Below are 17437 nucleotides of genomic sequence, written 5' to 3' on the forward strand. Positions count from 1 at the left end.
AAGTGGCACGCGAGCTGGGTTCAGAACGTCGTGAGACAGTTCGGTCTCTATCTGTAGCGGGCGTTAGAAATTTGCGTGGATCTGACACTAGTACGAGAGGACCGTGTTGGACTGACCTCTGGTGTACCAGTTGTTCCGCCAGGAGCATTGCTGGGTAGCTACGTCGGGAAGGGATAAGCGCTGAAAGCATATAAGCGCGAAACCCACCACAAGATGAGATTTCTTTAAAGGGTCGTGGGAGATCACCACGTTGATAGGCTATAGGTGTAAAGGCAGTAATGTCATAGCCAAGTAGTACTAATAACCCATAGGCTTTTATGTAAACTTTTTTACTTTTTTTTGATTTATAAGATATCGTTTTTTCAGTATGTCAACACATAGGGGTAGTTCCCCAAACAACTTAAGGTGATTATAGCGATAGGGCTCACCTCTTCCCATACCGAACAGAGAAGTTAAGCCTATCAGCGCAGATGGTACTGCCATTATGGTGGGAGAGTATGTCGTTGCCTTTCTTTTGAAAACCTTCAACTTAATTGTTGAAGGTTTTTTTTGTTTAAATTTATTCCTTTTAACAAAATAATTAACCCTTATTTGGGTTTTAGAAGTTATTTTGGTTTATTTAAACCCGGATGGCACATTTCTACTACTTTATTCCCCAAAGTAAGTCAAAATGTTCTAATAATGAATGGGCATTTTCTTGCAAGTAAACTGAAGTTTTTGAATTATGGACCTTACTTTTTAACCTATTTTTCTAATTGGTCACATAATAAATTTGGAGTTATTCTAGTTAAAATAACTTTTTAGGAATTTCCTTTAATTTTATTCCATTCCTAAAAGAGTAAGTTGTCTTCAACTAGTAAGTAATCTTTCTGTATTATCTTAGATTTTAATAAAATCACTATCATTATTCTAAATTCTTGGTTATATTTTTTAGCATCATGAAATGAGTAATTAAATCTTTCAGTAAAAAGCAATGCATTAATGGATAATAAATAAGTTGCACACATAAAGTTTTTAACTCCCTAAATTCTATCTTTTTGTGTTGTATCTTATAATCGCTATATTTACAATGGAAATTTATTTAAATCAAAATTATGAAACAGCAAAACTTTAAGAATCACGGAAAATGGGTAATAGGATATCACCTAATAACATTTTTAGCAATAATTGCACTTATTATTGGAGCAATAAGAGGGCTATTAAAGTCATCAGAAGATAATTTATATTCAGCTTCTTTATTAGTATTAATATCTTTTATTTTATTATTTATGTTTTATTTCTTAAGAATATTTGCGTTGAAGGCGCAAGATAGAGCAATAAATGCAGAGGAGAGTTTAAGGTATTTTATTTTGACTGGTAATCCTTTATCTCGTAAATTAAGTATTAGACAAATTATTGGTTTACGATTTGCACCTGATGATGAATTTGTAGCATTAGCAGAAAAAGCAGAAAGAGAAAATCTTTCAGAGACTGAGATTAAAAAAGAAATTAAAAATTGGAAACTAGATAAGTATCGAGTGTAAATAATATTAAAATAATCAAAAAAACCTCATAGAATTATGAGGTTTTTTGATTTTAAGAAGTGTCCTAAACTAACTTAGCTAAATAGGAATGACAAATATTTCAAAGTTTTTAATATTTATCAAAGCGTAGGTTCTATTTTTTGAAATATTGAAATTCTTTATACGCTCTTCTTTTTAATGAAATAGCTGCAAAAACAAAATAAACACCTGTTAACAACCACAGATGATTCCATTCATTAAGTACTTCTAAAAAAGAAGCTTCCATTTGTGTTAATCTGACAAAACCATTTATACCAGGTGTTGACGGAATTATCTTTGAAATTAATTGGTAAAATTCTGAAAATCCTTCAATAGGAAATGACAAACCGCTTAGCATTAAGGATGGAATAGAAAGCAATACTAAAAAAACAATAGAATCTTCTCTTCTTTTAAAGAATGAACTAATTGTGATCCCTAAAAACACCACTGAGAACACATAAGGAATTATAAATACGTAAATTGAAAATAAAGAAGATCTAACCGGAATTGCGAACAAAGTATATACTATTCCAACTTGGATAGGTATAATTACCATAAAAATTGCGGTGTACAAACAAGCTTTTGCCAACAAGATAGGTATTGATCCTCCCTTATGTAATAACCTTGGGAAATTTGTATGGGTAGTTATAGACTCTCTGCGCGACCCGCTTAAAATTCCAATTCCCATTAACAATACCAATTGTACAATTAAAGCTGTTAACATTGGTATCATATATGTTGCGTAACCCGATGAAGTGTTGAATAAACTTGTTGAAATTGCTTGTATTGGTGTATAATTTTGTTGGGCTTTAGCTACAGAAACTCCTTTGGCCATTTCTTTTTTAATAAAAATACCTGCACTAAAATAGCCATTAATAGTAGATACATCACCTAAAACTCTTTTATAAAAAACCATATTAGATGCATCTGAAAAAGTAGTAATAACGGTTTGTTTACCGCTTCTAATATTTTTTTCAAAATTCTTTGGAATAATAACAATTCCCTCTACTTTTTTTGAATAATAGGCTTTTTTTGCATCTTGTAAATCTGTATACGTTGTAACAGTTTTAGTACCTTCTGTAGCATCTAACATTGCAATATAATCTCTACTCATTTTTGTAGCATCCTGATTTACAATTGCTATTGGAATTTCTTTAACTACTTGATTTGAGTATATATACGTATAAACAACTAAAATAATAATTGCTACTGAAAGAAATGTGCTAATAACAGCTTTATCCGATTTAATAGACTTCCATTCGGTTGAAAATGTATTCCAAAAAGAGATTTTTGCTTTGTAATATAATTTAAATAATTTTTTCATTATTAAATACTATGATTAAACACTCCTTTTGAAAATAATCTTTTTAATTTAAACCAACCTAATGAAATTGGTACAACACATAGAACCACCAAAATAATGATAGCTTTTAACGAATAAAATACTGGAAACCCGCGTTGAGATTGATCTAATATTAATTCAAAAAAATGTGTGAATGGAAAAATTTGACTTAGCCATTGCAATACTTTTGGCATTCCGAAAATTGGGAATGTTATTCCAGAAAATGATAAGCTAACAGCCGCAAAACCCGAACCAATTGTTAATGATTCTCTAAAACTATTACTTACGGAAATAAAAAATAATGCGTATGATTGATTTGCTATAATTAATAACAATAAACCAACTAATACTGCGAATTTATTTCCGAAAAAAGGAAAATCTTGCCAAACATACATACTAAAGAGCATGATAATTCCAACTAACAGAAACCAAACAGTATAAGGCAATACTTTACCTAAAATTAATGCAGACAGATTTCCTTCTGTAATATTTAATAATTTATTTCCTTTATTGTATTTTAAATCTGTCCCAAAGCAATAAATGGTTGTTAACATTACAAATATTTGAAAAAACATTGCTAAAAATCCAGTATTTAAATAGTAAGAATAATTTGTATAAGGATTAGACAATACATGATTGTTGGAAACAATTGGCTGATAATTAACTATTGCCTGCTGCATTGAAATTCCTTGTTTACGTTGTTTTTCAATAGTTACACCAGCAGAAATGGTTCCAATTACCTTTCTAAATGCTTTATATTCTAAACCTCCTGGCAACAATAAATTACTATTATATTGATTTATAATACTAACTTGTTTGCTACTTTTTAAATCGGCTTCAAAATTTTGTGGAATAGTAATTACACCGTACACTTTTCCCAACCTAACTAATTCCTCGCCTTTTTGCTGATTTAAGGGGAAATAACCAACTTCAATTTCTGGTGCAGCATCTAACTGAGCAATTACATTTCTTGAAATTGCAGAATGATCTAAATCAACTACAGCAACTGGTAAATTTCGAGCCACACCTTCACTTAAAAGTGTGTTAAAAAATAATATTGAAACAAATGGAAGTATAATTGCAAAAATAAAAGTAGACTTGCTATTAAATAACAGTGCTATTTCTCGTTTTGCAATTCGTAAAGATGGTTTCATTTTACTCATTAAATTGAGAATAATCAATTAAAATACTCATTCCTGGTCTTAAATCAGCTTCTTTAGAAACTGGCGAAGCTTTAATTTCAAAAGTTCTAACATCAAAATCTCCAGTGGCTTTTGTTGCATTCCAGGTTGCATAATCACCTAAGGCAGCTACATAATAAATTTTAAATTTTACTTTTTTATAATTTAATGCAGGAATGGTTGCTTCAAAAATCCCTTCTTTTTTAAAGTTAGAAAGGCTTGTTTCCTTAATATTTATGATTGCATAACTATTTGCTAAATCTACCAAATGAACTACAGGATAACCGGCTCCAATTAATTCACCTTCTTCAGGTAAAAAATTAAGTACTTCTGCATCAATAGGTGAAATAATATTTCGTTCATTTTTATAACCTTCCAATTCTGATAAAGCGCCATCAGCTTGTTTTACTAAGGCAGTAGCAGCTTCAATATCTTCATTTCTGGCACCTTTCATCGCCATTTGATACATACTTAATGCAGCTTCCTGATCTTTTAATGCAACTTCTCTTTTAGCGTAAATTTCATCGCGTTGTTGTTCAGAAATTACACCATCTTTAAATAAATTTTCCATACGCGCAAAGGTTTTCTTCATAACATTAGCAGCAGCAGTTGCTTTTTCATACACACTTTTTGCACCTCTAATTTCCTCTACTCTGGCACCGTTTGTTGCTTTATTTTTTTGAGCATTTGCAGCATCTCTTAAAGCCAGTGCTTGTTGCTCTTTTGCCATAATTTCAGGACTTGATAGTGTTGCTAATAATTGCCCTTTTTTAACACTTTCTCCTTCATTAACTTCAAAAGAATTAATACGAGTTGGTATTTTAGCAGATAAATAAATTTCTTTAGCTTCAATTCTACCTTGTAATACCAATGCTTTTGGTTTTGATATAAACCATACTCCTGATAACACTAAAATTGCAATAATTACAATACTAATTAATGATTTTATAAATTTTGGATTTCTCATTTTAATTTAATTTTGATTTAAGAAAGTTGTTGTTTTTCCTGTAAGTACCATTAACTCTCCATAAGCAATTGTATACTCGTATAAGGCTTTTATTTTATGTAATTGAATTTCAGATAATTTTAAAGTTGCGTCTACTACTTCTAAAGAGGTTCCTGTTCCTTCTTCAAAAGCACGTGTACGCATAAATTTTAATTTTTCGGCAAATATTTCATCGGCATTTAAACTTTCGTATTGTTCCAATTCTTTTTCCATTGTATTGTACAATTTTTCTGTATAAGTAGTTAAATTTAGCCTTGCTTGTTTGTCTATTTCTTCAACCTGAGCAATTTTATATTTTGAAGCTTTTATTTTGTGCTCTCTTTGAAAACCGTTAAACAATTCCCACTCAACACCTACTCCAACAAACCATTTTGTATCTACTAAAGGTAAATTATCTTTCCAAAGTACATATTTTCCAAAAACACCTACTTTAGGGAAATAATCACTATTTTCAACTTTAACACCTACTTCTGCCAGTTCATGATTTTTTTCAATAGTTTTTAACTGTTGATTTTCAGTTAACATGTCATTTTGAAATTCTTTCAATGGTTTTACAATTGTTGGCTCATTAAATTTGTTTGAAAAACCTTCAATAGCAGTTAAACCAATTAGATTTTGTACAGCTGTAGTTGCTAAAGACACATCTTTTTTAGCCGCTAACAATTCTCTATTCGCATTTGACAAGGCTACTTTTGCATTTAATGTTTCTACTTCTGGAATTAAACCATTTTCAAAAAACTTTGTTGCTTGGGTGTTATGTAATAAAATTACATCGTAAACAACTTGTCGCAATTGTACAGCTTCTTTGGCTAATTTTAACTTAAAAAAGTAAGTAATTAAATTTATAGTTAACTCATCTTCTTTAATTTGATGGTGTATTTCTGATAAATCTAACTTAATTTCAGAAGCTTTATTTGCTGCATTAATTTTTCCTCCAGCAAAAATTGGCATAGATACATCTGCAGTGGCAAACCCTAAGTTTTTTTCTTGTAATGTTAAATTCCAATCACCTAAAACTGCTGCTGGGTTTGGAATACTTAATAAACCTCCAATCATATTTCTTTGGTTGTTTAAATCTACAGCAATATCTTCATCTAAATGCAAATAAGTACCTGAAACACCAACTTTTGGCAATCGCAAACCCTTTGTTGCTTTTTGCTCTTCTTCCATAGCCTTCACTTCAAAGCTTGAAGCTTTTGCTTCACCATTTTTAGATAACATTACATCGTATGCTTGTTTTAAAGTTAGTTCTTGTGCGTTTGTAAACGTTGCAACAAGCCCTAAAAGCAAGAGTAATTTTAGTTCTATTCTACTCAATTTCATTAGTTTAAAATTTATAATTGATTTCATTTATTTTAAAATTTTTAAAATATTATCTGTTAAACTTTTTACGTCATTTATTGTGACTTCTTGTTCTCCAAATATGTTTTTTCGGGTAAAGTTTATATAATCTACTGAATAAATTAAGATGTGATAATGTAACTGATATATGGTTGTGCTAGGTGAAATTTCACCAGAATTAACTCCAATATTTTTAATTCGCTTCATTAATTCTGAACTCTTAAATTTAATTTCATCTGAAGCCAAAAAATTCTCATTATGAAGTAGTTGATAAAAGAATTTTGAAGCAATTGGTTCATTTAAAAAGTAAATGACCCTGTTTTGAATAAACGATTCAATTAACGGTCGAACACTTGTTTGATTTAGGGCCAATAAAAAATCCAACTCTTTGTATAATGAGTTTACTTTATCATAATATAATTCATTAATCAAATCTTGCTTTCCTTTATATGTTCTATACAAATATCCTCCACTAACTTCTGCATTTTTTGCTATCATTGCAATTGTTGTAGCTTCAATACCATTTTCAACAATAGTTTTCATGGTTGCCGCTTTAATTCTAGCTATTTTATCGTTATCTATTTTACGTGCCATTCTATTATTTTTGAGTCGACAAATGTATGAATAAATATTCATTCATTTATTATTTTAGATATTTATTTTTAGAACGAATATTCTTTATTAATTTAGAAGAAATTTAAAAGTATGTATGCCATTTTAGATTGTAATAGTTTTTATGCCTCTTGCGAGCGTGTATTTAAGCCAAATTTAATAGGAAAACCTATTGTGGTTTTATCTAATAATGATGGTTGTGTAATTGCGCGAAGTGAAGAAGCAAAACCATTTATACCAATGGGAGCTGAAGCATTTAAATACGAACATGTTTTTAAAGAAAATAAAATCCATGTTTTTTCATCTAATTATTCATTGTACGGAGATTTAAGTACTCGGGTTATGGCTATTTTATCAAAATATGCTCCAAATATTGAAATATATTCTATTGATGAGGCGTTTTTTAAACTACCTAATCTATGTTAAACGAGATAGTTTTCTTTTTATTCCAAAAACTAAAAATAAAAAACTATTAATTTTAGCACTAATCTTTTTCCTAAGTATTGAATAGGCTTTGGTTATATGGGCTTCAACAGATTTAATAGATACGTTTAAATATTCTGCAATTTCAATATTTGTCAATCCTTCTTTTTTACTTAATAAAAAAACTTGCTTACATTTCTTAGGTAAGTTTTCTAATTCTTCATGTATCAAAGCAATTTTCTTCTCTAAGTCAACGGCATTCGATTCTTCAATAATTTCATTTAAAGATTCAATATATGTTTTTTCTAACAACATAATAGATTGATTTCTATGGTATAAATTGATAAATTCATTATACACAGATTTATATAAAAACCCATTAATAGAATTATCTGTTTTAAGTCTTTTTCTAAATTCCCAAGTTCTTAAAAATACTTCTTGAACAATGTCCTGTGACATTGCGTGATCATTAGTTAAACTTAAGGCATATACAAAAAGCTTTTTATGGTATGTGTTTACCAAATAAACAAAAGCTTTTTCATTACCTTTAACAAGATGTTCTACTAAAATGACAGTATCTTTAAACATCATACTCATAAACTAAAACTTATTTAAATGAATAATTATTATACAAAAATGATAAAAATAAATGAAAAAAGTTAGGGTATTTAAAATTAGTCTTGTAATAATTAAAAATGTATTAAAACAATGATCCCATCAAAAATAGAAAATGTAATTGTTAAATATCTAACTAAATCAGCTTCGGTTGCAGATTTGGATTTATTAACTGAGTGGATAAAAACACCCTCAAATAAACAATTGTTTAAAGATTTTATCCAAACCCATTATACAATTAATTATAGTTTAAATAATCCTGATTCAAAAAAATTAATTGAACAATTGCTTCTGAAAATCAGAAAAGATAAAACTATATTGAATAGGTTTAAACGTAATTCCATTTTTAAATATGCAGCAATTTTTATAGCTCTTATTGGTATTACATATTTTATCAATTCTAATTTTAAACAAAAACAAGAAAACGATTTAGTAATTACTGATAATGACATCATTCTTAAATTAGATGATGGAAAAGTAAAAATTATTTCAAGTGATGGTTCAGAAAAATTAGTAAATGATAAAGGAGAAGTAATTGGGATTCAAAAAGGAAATCAATTAAATTATAGCGAAACTGAAAGTGATATTGAGAAATTGGCTTTCAATGAGTTAACTGTGCCAAATGGTAAAATATTTGATTTAGTACTTTCTGATGGCACAAGAATAAAATTAAATGCAGGTTCTTCTATTAAATATCCAGTCAAATTTTTAGAAGGAAAAGATAGAATTGTTTATTTAAATGGTGAAGCCTTTTTTGATGTTACTAAAGATCAAAAACACCCTTTTATTGTAAATGCTAATGAAATTAATATTAGAGTTTTAGGTACACAATTTAATGTATCCTCTTATCCTGAAGATCAACAAATAAACACAGTATTAGTAGAAGGGGCAGTTAGTATTTATAATAAAGAAGAAGCTTACAATAAAAACACAGCTTCCTTGTTAACATCAGGCCATAAGGCTGAATGGGTAAAAAACAGAAAATCTATTTCAATTGAAGAAGCTGATACTTCCATATATACAGCCTGGATGGATGGCAAATTAATATTTAAGGATTTGCCTTTTAAAACTATTATTAAAAAACTGGAGAGACGTTATAACGTTACCATTGAGAATAATAATGAATTATTAGGTGAAAAACGTTACGATGGGACCTTTGATATTGAAACTATAGAACAAGTATTAAATACCCTAAATAAACACTTTGCTATTCAGTATACAATAAAAAACAATCAAATAATTATTAACTAACCTTAAATCTTGAAATTTATGACCTAAAACTATTTCTATTAAACCCATTCACTTTATAAAATATAAAAATCGGAAGATGCTGAAACATCTCCCGATAATATATAAAGTGACTAAAAATTTATTAATCACTTAAAAGCATTACAAAAGTATGAAAAATCTTATTATGATGAGGGGTATTTCACAATTCCCCTTAAAATTTGACCTAAAAATGAAAATAACAACATTTTTTGCAATTGTAGCAATGTTTAATTTACAGGCTAATAATTATGCTCAAAACACTAAAGTAACCTTAGATCTTGATAATGTTACTATTGAAAAAGCACTAACTGAAATTGAATCTATTACAGATTTTAAATTTTTCTTTAGCAGAGAGGATATCGATGTAAATAAAATTGTTTCCTTTAATGTAGAAAAAGAAAAAGTCAAAAATATTTTGGAAAACATATTTCAAAATATGCCAGTTTCTTTTGAAGTTTTGGACAAACAAATTATTTTAAAAGTAAAGAAAGAAAAGGATGTCATTTCATTACCTGTTAAAAAAGAAGAAATACAACAAAAAGAAATTTCAGGAAATGTTACTGATAATGAAGGAATGCCCTTACCTGGTGCTTCAATAATTGTAAAGGGAACGAATACAGGGACTACTACAGATTTTGATGGAAATTTTACTTTAGCAATAGAAAAAGATGCTGCTACTTTAATTGTCTCGTATGTTGGTTTTGGAACTCAAGAAATTCCAATTAACAATCAAATAGTTTTTAATGTTAAATTAGTTTCAGAAGCATCTTCACTAGATGAAGTTGTTATAATTGGATATGGTAGTGTTGCTAAAAAAGAATTAACAGGGGCTGTTGCGACTGCTGATAATATTGAAGATCGTGCAGTATCAAAAGTAGAAGAAGCACTACAAGGAAGTGTGTCAGGTGTTACTGTATTAGCTAATGGAGGAGATCCAACAAGTACTCCAACAATTAAAATTAGAGGGTTAGGAACATCTTCTGGAGAAAAACCTCTATGGATTGTAGATGGAGTTCCTTATTATGGTGGACCTCTAAATCCTTTCGATATTGAGTCGCTTACGGTATTAAAAGATGCGGCTTCAGCATCAATTTATGGAGTTCGTGCTGCAGCTGGAGTTATATTAGTAACTACTAAGAAAGGAAAAAAAGGAGATATTAAGGTAGATTTTGGAGCATACACAGGTGTTCAAAGTGTTTATAACAAACCTGTTGCTTTAAATGCACAGCAATATACAGACATGTATAACATTGCTTACGATAATTCTGGAATTCCACGGTTGGATTATTTTGATGGCACAAAAAATCCTGACAGATTGGTGCAAAGAACCAATTGGGTAGATGAAATTTTCAGAACTGGGATACTTCAAAATTATGACATTGGTATGCGTGGTGGCTCAGAAAAGTATTCGTTTTCTTCGTCTTTGGGATACAACAAAAAAGAGGGTATTCTTATTAATACCTTTGCAGATCGTATAAGTTTCCGATACAATTCTACGCTTAAGCTAAGTGATAAAATTAAAGTAGGTGAAAATTTCTCATATACCCTTACAAATGGTCAATCAGCATTTACAGGAACACAAGCATCTAATGGAGAAACCAATTACAATGGTGTAATTGCTGCTGCTATTAAAGCACCACCTTTTGTTTCAGTATACAATTCGGATGGAACTTATAGTGATGTAGCTGACGGACAAAATGGAGACGTTCTTCACCCAGTAGGAACATTAAACCGTATTGATATTGACAATCCAAAAAGAAATACTTTTGGAAATATTTTCTTGGAATACAAGCCAATTGATAAGCTTAGCTTTAAAACTAGTTACGCAATCAATCATTCAAATGAATTTTATAAAGAATTTGATCCTCGTGTAGCAGAGGCCTCTAAGGTGCAAAAGACAACAAATACTTTGACTCAAATTCAAGCTAATGAAATAAATTGGTCTTGGGAAAATACCTTAAATTATAATACTATATTTAATGATGATAATTCGTTTCAGTTACTTGGTGGATACTCTTTACAACATCAAGAGCGTGAATTTGATGGAATTGTAGCTCAAGGTTTTGAAAATGAAAATTCAGATTTATTGGTTTTGCCACTTGCAGATGAAATTAGAGATATTACGTATTCTTTTTTCGAGAATAAATTAGTTTCATTTTTTTCAAGGGTACTTTATGATTATGATAAAAAATATTTCTTTTCTGCTAGTGTTCGTAGAGATGGTTCATCTAAGTTATCAAAGGATAAACGTTGGGAGAATTTTCCATCTGTTGCTCTTGGGTGGTTATTATCTGAAGAAGAATTTTTTAAATCTGACTTTGTAAGAAGTTTAAAATTAAGAGCCAGTTGGGGACGTGTAGGTAATATTGAAAGTTTATCTTCTTATCCAACTAATCTACCATTATCTAATGAAAATATAATATTAGGAGGAAATGGTTATCAAACGGGAGTTGTACTTGATGGTCGTTCTAATTCTGATATAACATGGGAGATTTCACAAACTACTAATATTGGTGTGGATTTTGCTTCAGAAGATAATAAGTGGACTTTAACAGCCGATTATTTTATTAAAGACACAGACAGATGGCTTAATCGTACTCCTGTTAGTCCTTTAGAAGGAATTGGTACATCACCATTTCAAAATTCAGGAAAAATTCGAAATAAAGGATTAGAACTTGTTGTAGGTCATAATAAAAACGAAGGTGATTTTACGTACAATATTTCAGGAAATGTTTCATTTATTGATAATGAAATTCTTAAAATAGCTCCAGGATTTGACATCATTCATGATAATACAACGCAAGTAGCAACGCATTATCCATTGGCAAATGCAGTAGGACAACCTCTTTTTTCTTATTACTTAGTAGAAACGGATGGTTTATTAAGAACTGATGCAGAAGTAACAGAAGCAAGAGCTAATGGACAGTCAGAAGCACAATTAGGAGATATTCGTTTTATAGATCAAGATGGAGATAATGATATAGATGATGACGATAGAGTATTTAAAGGAAGTGCTTTCCCAACAGTTTCTTATGGTTTAAACCTTGGAATGAACTATAAAAAATTCGATTTTTCTTTATTTTTACAAGGAACTCAAGGAGGGGTTGCTTACAATGGATATACAATAACAACTACATATCCTGCACACACCTCAGTTGCCGGAGCCAATCTGCTAGAGACAGCTTTAGATACATGGCGTCCAGATAATACAAATGCTTCTTACCCTAGATTATCAATAAATGATCCTAATGGTAATATTCGTAAATCAGATTTTTGGTTAGAGGATACCGATTATCTACGTATAAAAAATATATCTGTAGGCTATACTTTCCCAGATGTTCCTTATTTAGATAAGTTACGAGTATATGCAACTGCACAAAACTTACTTACTTGGACAAATTATTCTGGATTAGATCCTGAAGTATCAAACCGTGGAGTTGACGGAGGACAGTATCCTGTTGCAAGAACATTTACTTTAGGATTTAATTTAACTTTAAAATAAAACAAAATGAAAAAATATAAATATATAAATTTTCTAATTCTTTTTATACTTGTATCGTTTACAAGTTGTACAAATGAATTTTTAGAAGTTGAGCCTAAGGGAGCGCCAACTGCTGATTCTTTTTTCAAAACAGAAGTAGACATAAATAGAGCTACTAACGCACTGTATTTAATGAATGATTTTCAAGGCACCTATGGTAGAGGAATGTTTTTATATTCTCTAATCCCAAGTGATGATTTTGTGGTTGGTAAATCCAAATCACAAATTGAAGAAATAAAAAACTTTGTTACTTCGGGTTCTGGTTCATATACCAGAGATATTTGGCCTATGCATTTTCAAGTTATAAAAAGAGCTAATGACATTCTTAATAATGTACCTGGTATTGAAAGTGTATCAGACGAAGTAAAGAATGTTGCTTTAGGAAATGCATACTTTATGCGCGGATTGGCATATTTCCAGTTAAGTTTACTTTATGGAGATGATAGAGCAGGAATTCCTATAGTTGATGAAAATACAACAGATTTTTATATTGCTCGTTCTGCAAGTGTTACGGACAGTTATGAGTTTGCAGCTGAAAACTTTACCAAAGCTGCTGAATTATTACCATTATTTAATGAACTTTCTTCATCGGATTATGGGAAAGCACATAAAAATGCTGCCTATGCCTATTTAGCAAAAACACATTTACACATTGCTGAATTTGACAACTCATCTTGGCAGAAAGTAATTGATGCATGTAATAACGTTACAAATACACAAAATGAATTGGAAGCAAATTTTGAAGATGTATTTAAAATAGCTAATAATTGGGGAAAAGAATACATCTGGTCAGTACCAAGTAATACTACTGGAGGAAGTATTTTACCAGGAGCATCTTTAGAGAATAAAGCATGGGGTAAATACAATGGATGGGGTTATTTTGCTCCAACATTAGATTTATATGAATCATACCAACCTGGAGATTTAAGAAGAGATGCTACTTTATTAGCTTTTGGAGATGAGTTTGAATTTTTTGGCGAAACTAGGAGATATTGGTCAACTAAGAATTTAACAGGTATCCAACTTAAAAAGTACATAGAACCATACAGTTATCCTAATGGAGAACATTTAAATGGTAATGGTGATCACCCAACAACGGATTTAAACATTCCATTATTACGTCTTTCGTCAGTGTATTTAATGCGTGCTGAAGCTAAGATTTCACTTGGCCAAGATGGTGATTCTGACATTAATAAAGTTAGAGAACGTACAGGTCTTCTATTAATTACTGGGGCAACACTTGATGATGTGAAATACGAGCGTAGAGCAGAATTTGCAGGAGAACTTTTTGGAAGGTTTGAAGATTTATGCCGTTGGGGTGATGTAGCTGAACTTCAAAAGCCATTAAGTGGTAGACAACATAGTGATAAAGAAGATCCAGATTCAGGTTACATTGAATATGAAGTTTGGAGTTCAAGATCAAATTTTGATCTACTGAAACATCGTGTTTGGCCTATCCCTCCTAGTGTTATTGATAACAGTAGAGGTTTTATTGAGCAAAATGAGCGTTAGTTAGTTCATTATAATCATTAATATTTTTTAATCTAATTTAAATTGGACAAGTGTATTCTTGTTTGAATACACTTGTCCTTTAAATACTAAAAAAATTCATATGTTTTCAATAAAATTACCTTCACTAAAACAAATAAAACCTTCCACAGATAAAGTACCAAGTGATTTAGTTTCTAAAAAATATAAGCATTATAGATGGAGAATGTTTATTGGAATGTATATTGGATATACAATATTTTATTTTACTAGAAAGAATATTTCACCTGCCTTACCCTTAATTAGCGAAAAACTAGATATTGATATAATACAGCTAGGTATACTAAGTAGCGTTTTTTATATTGTATATGGAATTGGAAAGTTTATTAGTGGTTTGATTGCAGATAGGGCAAACATAAGAACATTTATGGCAATTGGGCTTTTTGCAGCATCAATAATACATTTGTTTATTGGCTATTTAAATAGTCTATACTTAATTGTTTTCTTTTGGGGTCTAAACGGTGCTTTCCAATCTATGGGATTTCCACCTATTGCAAAAGGGTTGGTTCATTGGTTTTCTCCACGTGAAAGAGCTACAAAATGGACTTTACTTTCTTCTTCGCATACAGCTGGTACCTTTGGAGTTGGATTACTTGTTGCTGGAATAATTAATTTGTACAATAAAGGAATTGTTGGATGGGAAGCTATATTTTATGTTCCAGGAATAATAGGATGCTTAACTGCCATTTTTTTATTTATAACATTAAGAGATCGACCTGTTTCTTTAGGGCTTCCACCGGTTGAAGATTTTAAAAACGATGATCCCATTGTAGAATTAACTGAAAGTAATTATACGCATTGGGAAATATTAAAGAAATATATTTTTACTAATCCCGCTATGTGGATACTTAGTTTTGCTAATATGTTTATTTATATTATTCGTTTTGGAACTTTAGATTGGTCAGCAAAATTCTTATATGATATTAAAGGAATTGATCAAGTGAGTGTCGCCATATTTTGGACACTAATGCCAATGGCAGGTATTCCAGGAGGTATTGTTGCGGGTTATTTAGCGGATAGGTTTTGGAATGGTAGATGTGTACCAATTAACGTCATCTACTTAATCCTTTTAGCATTCAGTATTATTGGTTTTTACATTTTTTCAGGACCAGATAATGTTCTTCTGACGGGAATTTTCTTATTACTTATGGGCTTTTTAATTGATGGCCCTCAAAATTTAATTAGTGGCGTTCAAGCTTCTAGGGTTACAGTTAAAGAAGCTATTTCTGCCGCTTGTGGAATGACTGGCTTTTTTGGTTATGTTGGTGCTACTTTTTCAGGAGTTGGCTTGGCTTATATTATTAAGGAATTTGGCTGGAAAGGTATGTATGGAACTTGTGCATTGGCTTCAATTTTTTGTATAATTTTAGTTATGATGACTTGGAAAAAAGAGAAAGGACATGAGTAACTGGTATATTAAAAGAAAGGTTTTTTAGACTTCCCAAAACTATTATTTTGAATTAAATAAAAAGCGGAGTAAAACTCCGCTTTTTAAAATATCAAGAATGTAATTTTAATCTTGTAATATACTTCTTGAAATTACTATTTTTTGAATTTCAGAAGTGCCTTCGTAAATTTGTGTAATTTTTGCATCACGCATTAAACGCTCTACATGATATTCTTTTACAAAACCATATCCACCGTGAATTTGAACAGCTTCAACCGTTACAGCCATTGCCATATCAGCAGCATATAATTTTGCCATTGCACCGCTTAAATCGTAATTTTTATGTTGGTCTTTATCCCAAGCAGCTTTTATGCATAAATGACGAGCAGCTTCAATTTGAGTTGCCATATCTGCTAATTTAAATGCAATTGCTTGATGTTGGCTTATTTCTTTTCCAAAAGCTTTTCGTTCTTTAGAATATTTTAAAGCCAGTTCATAAGCACCAGAAGCAATTCCTAGGGCTTGAGAAGCAATTCCAATTCTACCACCAGCCAATGTTTTCATAGCAAATGTAAAACCAAATCCATCTTCTCCAATTCTATTTTCTTTAGGAACTTTAACATCCGTAAACATTAAAGAGTGTGTGTCAGAACCACGAATTCCTAATTTGTTTTCTTTGTTTCCAACTACAAAACCTTCAGTTCCTTTTTCAATAATTAAAGCATTAATTCCTTTATGTCCTTTTTCAACATGAGTTTGTGCAATTACAAGATAAACACTTGCTGACCCACCATTTGTAATCCAATTTTTTGTTCCATTTACTAAATAATGGTCACCTTTATCAATGGCTGTTGTACGTTGAGATGTAGCATCAGAACCAGCTTCTGGTTCGCTTAAACAAAAAGCTCCAATAATTTCACCTGTAGCAAGTGGAACTAAGTATTTTTGTTTTTGCTCTTCAGTACCATAAGCTTCAAGTCCCCAACAAACTAAAGAGTTGTTTACAGACATTACAACTGAAGCAGAAGCATCAATTTTTGAAATTTCTTCCATGGCTAACACATATGAAACAGTATCTAAACCACTACCTCCATATTTTGGATCAACCATCATACCTAAAAAACCAAGTTCTCCCATTTTTTTAACTTGTTCAGCAGGAAATTGTTGTTTTTCATCGCGTTCTATAACTCCAGCTAAAAGTTCAGTTTGAGCAAAATCACGAGCAGCATCGCGTATCATTATTTGCTCTTCAGTTAAATTAAAATCCATAATTTATAATAGTTTTAAGTAAAAGGTTATTTTTTATCAAATATAAATCTTTTTTAAGTAAAATTTTATTAAATATGTAAAATATTATTGTAGTAGCTATACGGTTTAATTTTGTAATTTGAGTTTATAAAAAGTTTTATTTTAACAAATAATTACTTCAAAATTCTTTATTAATAAGCTTAGGATTTTATTATATTTGGTAAATTTTTAATTTGTAATTATAAATAATAAGATTATGACACAAATGTAACCTCCTTTGGGAGGAAATTTTTTTAAAAGACAAAACGATAAATTTGTTAAAAGTAGTCATCAAATCTAATTTATAATTATAAAATAATAGGAATGAAAGAATTATTAAAAAA

The 17437-nt window shown here is 30.3% G+C and carries 12 protein-coding genes, 2 rRNA genes and 1 pseudogene; 8 read left to right on the forward strand and 7 right to left on the reverse strand.

The features are described from left to right. The 3 genes from Q0352_RS12595 to Q0352_RS12605 form a co-directional block, all read left to right on the forward strand. Positions 1-322: ribosomal RNA gene (locus tag Q0352_RS12595) — 23S ribosomal RNA — on the forward strand; the annotation flags it as partial. 79 nt (positions 323-401) lie between these two features. Further along, positions 402-512: ribosomal RNA gene (gene rrf / locus Q0352_RS12600) — 5S ribosomal RNA — on the forward strand. A 582-nt stretch (positions 513-1094) separates the two neighbouring features. Next, entirely contained in the window at positions 1095-1523 is a 429-nt protein-coding gene (locus Q0352_RS12605; protein ID WP_299528003.1) for a DUF6526 family protein, read from the forward strand. Positions 1524-1656: 133 nt separating this feature from the next. Here the strand turns inward: Q0352_RS12605 and Q0352_RS12610 are convergent, their stop codons facing one another. The 5 genes from Q0352_RS12610 to Q0352_RS12630 are packed head-to-tail and all read right to left on the reverse strand — an operon-like array spanning position 1657 to position 7005. Continuing rightward, a complete protein-coding gene (locus tag Q0352_RS12610; protein ID WP_299528004.1) occupies positions 1657-2865 on the reverse strand; it encodes an ABC transporter permease in 1209 nt (402 codons plus the stop codon). 2 nt (positions 2866-2867) lie between these two features. Further along, entirely contained in the window at positions 2868-4037 is a 1170-nt protein-coding gene (locus tag Q0352_RS12615; protein ID WP_299528005.1) for an ABC transporter permease, read from the reverse strand. Position 4038: 1 nt separating this feature from the next. After that, positions 4039-5031, reverse strand: coding sequence for an efflux RND transporter periplasmic adaptor subunit (locus Q0352_RS12620; protein ID WP_299528006.1), 993 nt, complete (start codon positions 5029-5031; stop codon positions 4039-4041). A gap of 6 nt (positions 5032-5037) precedes the next feature. Then, positions 5038-6420 carry a TolC family protein gene (locus Q0352_RS12625; RefSeq protein WP_299528007.1) on the reverse strand — a complete coding sequence of 461 codons (1383 nt, stop codon included), beginning with the start codon at positions 6418-6420 and terminating at the stop codon, positions 5038-5040. Next, on the reverse strand, positions 6421-7005 hold the full coding sequence (locus tag Q0352_RS12630; protein WP_299528008.1) for a TetR/AcrR family transcriptional regulator: 585 nt from the start codon (positions 7003-7005) through the stop codon (positions 6421-6423). A gap of 111 nt (positions 7006-7116) precedes the next feature. On the opposite strand from Q0352_RS12630, the pseudogene Q0352_RS12635 reads away from it, so the two are divergent. Continuing rightward, positions 7117-7431, forward strand: a pseudogene (locus Q0352_RS12635) (SOS mutagenesis and repair protein UmuC); the annotation flags it as partial. Positions 7432-7440: 9 nt separating this feature from the next. On the opposite strand, the gene Q0352_RS12640 reads toward Q0352_RS12635, so the two are convergent. Then, complete coding sequence (locus Q0352_RS12640; protein ID WP_299528009.1) at positions 7441-8043, reverse strand: RNA polymerase sigma factor; 603 nt, start codon at positions 8041-8043, stop codon at positions 7441-7443. 111 nt (positions 8044-8154) lie between these two features. Between Q0352_RS12640 and Q0352_RS12645 the strand changes: the two genes are divergently transcribed. The 4 genes from Q0352_RS12645 (at position 8155) to Q0352_RS12660 (ending at position 15827) form a co-directional block, all read left to right on the forward strand. Next, the gene (locus Q0352_RS12645) at positions 8155-9312 is read left to right on the forward strand and encodes a FecR family protein (protein ID WP_299528010.1); all 1158 of its coding nucleotides are present in this window, start codon (positions 8155-8157) and stop codon (positions 9310-9312) included. 208 nt (positions 9313-9520) lie between these two features. After that, positions 9521-12832 (forward strand): TonB-dependent receptor, encoded by a 3312-nt coding sequence (locus Q0352_RS12650; RefSeq protein WP_299528011.1) that lies wholly within the window; start codon positions 9521-9523, stop codon positions 12830-12832. 6 nt (positions 12833-12838) lie between these two features. Then, complete coding sequence (locus Q0352_RS12655; protein WP_299528012.1) at positions 12839-14383, forward strand: RagB/SusD family nutrient uptake outer membrane protein; 1545 nt, start codon at positions 12839-12841, stop codon at positions 14381-14383. 100 nt (positions 14384-14483) lie between these two features. Further along, positions 14484-15827: an MFS transporter gene (locus Q0352_RS12660; protein ID WP_299528013.1), complete on the forward strand. Its 1344-nt coding sequence runs from the start codon at positions 14484-14486 to the stop codon at positions 15825-15827. Positions 15828-15932: 105 nt separating this feature from the next. Here the strand turns inward: Q0352_RS12660 and Q0352_RS12665 are convergent, their stop codons facing one another. Next, the gene (locus tag Q0352_RS12665) at positions 15933-17075 is read right to left on the reverse strand and encodes an acyl-CoA dehydrogenase (RefSeq protein ID WP_299528014.1); all 1143 of its coding nucleotides are present in this window, start codon (positions 17073-17075) and stop codon (positions 15933-15935) included. Positions 17076-17437 lie beyond the last annotated feature (362 nt).

The organism is uncultured Lutibacter sp. (assembly GCF_937891065.1).
Lineage (GTDB): Bacteria > Bacteroidota > Bacteroidia > Flavobacteriales > Flavobacteriaceae > Lutibacter.